Genomic DNA, 1,493 nt, shown 5'->3' on the forward strand with positions numbered 1-1,493 from the left:
GGCACGGTCGGCACCGTCGACGCGGTGTCGGCCGTGCCGTGCCCGGCGGGCCGCCCTCCGGCCGTACGCATCAGGCGCAGCGCGGTCGCCACGTCGCCGGACAGCAGCGCGGCGGCGCCGCACTCGCGGAACGGCAGCGACGTCGCGCACGCCGTCTCGTACGTCGCCGCCACCGGCGACAGCGGCGAGGCGGCCGGGGTCTCCGCCAGGCACACCAGGTGGATGCCCGCCGCGGCGCCCGCCCCGGCCAGCCGGGCGGTCGTCTCGCGCAGCGCCGCCGAGCCGGGGTCGCCGTCGACGATCACGACCGTGTACGTCCCGTCGAACCGCTCGGCCGCCTCCGCGACGGCTTTCTTGTCCGCGCTCGCCCAGCCGGGCCCCAGCGGCCCGTCGTCCAGGCGTCGCGTGAGCTCGGCGGTCCGGGCGGCCGTCTGCTCCCGGTCGTAGGCGAGGAGCAGCCGGCAGTCCTGGCCGTGGGCGGGGCGCAGGTGCGGCAGCCAGCCAAGCCAGCTCCACTCCCGCTTGCGGGCGACGTTGCCGATCAGCACGATCTCCAGGTCGGCCGGCGCGTGCAGCGCGGCGAGCTGCGCCACGACCGAGCGGACCAGGCCCATGAGCCGTGGGCGGGGCCCGGCCAGCCCCAGCGACCCGGCCTCGCGAAGGCTCACGGTGACGGGGACGGCGGCCAGGTCGGCCCGGTCGGTGGTCCCGAGCCGTACGACGAGCGCCTCGGGGTGCCCGGGCCCGCGCTCCCACAGCCGGGGGCCCGGCCCGAGCGCGGTGAGCAGCACGGCCGCGGGATCGGGCCACGTCTCCTGGAGGCCCCCGTGCCCCGCCACGGCCGCCTGCGCCACGCCCCCCTCCGTCTCCGGCGCCTGCTCACCCGCACGCCCTCCCGCGAACCTCCGCGCCCAGGCCCCTATCCCTCGCCTGCGCGCAGGCGGCTGGGGTGCGGGTGCGGGGGCGGCGGGGTGGGGGAGGGGCGCGGGGCCGGGTGCGGCGGGGTGGGTGTCGGTGGGCGTGGCGCCCGTGGGGGTGGCGCCGGTGGGTGCGGCGTCGGCGGGGTGGGTGTCGGTGGAGGTTGTGCCGGTGGGGGTGGTGCCGGCCCGGTGGCCGCCCGGGGCGGCGGTCGCCCGGGAGGTGGTCCCCGGGGCGGTGCCGCCGGCCGGGGTGCGGGCCTGGGGGGTGCCGTGCGAGGGGGCGCCGGTGGCCGGTTGGCCGCCCGTGGGCGTGCCGCGCGGGGGAGTCGGCTGCCGTGCGGGGTCGGTGTCCCCCGGCGGCGTGGGCCGGGGGACACCGGGAGCCCCTGCGGGGGTGGCGGGGGCGGCGCCTCCGGGCGAGGTCGCCCGCCTGCTCTCGCCGCCGCCCTGGCGGGGTACCGCCCCGCCGGACGCACCCGCCGGGGCGGTGCCGTACCGGGCGTACCCGGCCTGGCGGGCCGTCGCGTCGGCGGGGCCGGCCACCGGGGGCGGCCCGTCGCCGCTCGCGGTGGG

At 81.4% G+C, this 1,493-nt stretch carries 1 pseudogene; it reads right to left on the reverse strand.

The window, feature by feature from the left end:
* Positions 1-1,493 (reverse strand): annotated as a pseudogene (locus tag QWM81_RS29005) (cell division protein FtsK); the annotation flags it as partial.

The organism is Streptomyces ficellus (assembly GCF_030406405.1).
In the GTDB taxonomy this organism is placed as follows: domain Bacteria; phylum Actinomycetota; class Actinomycetes; order Streptomycetales; family Streptomycetaceae; genus Streptomyces; species Streptomyces ficellus_B.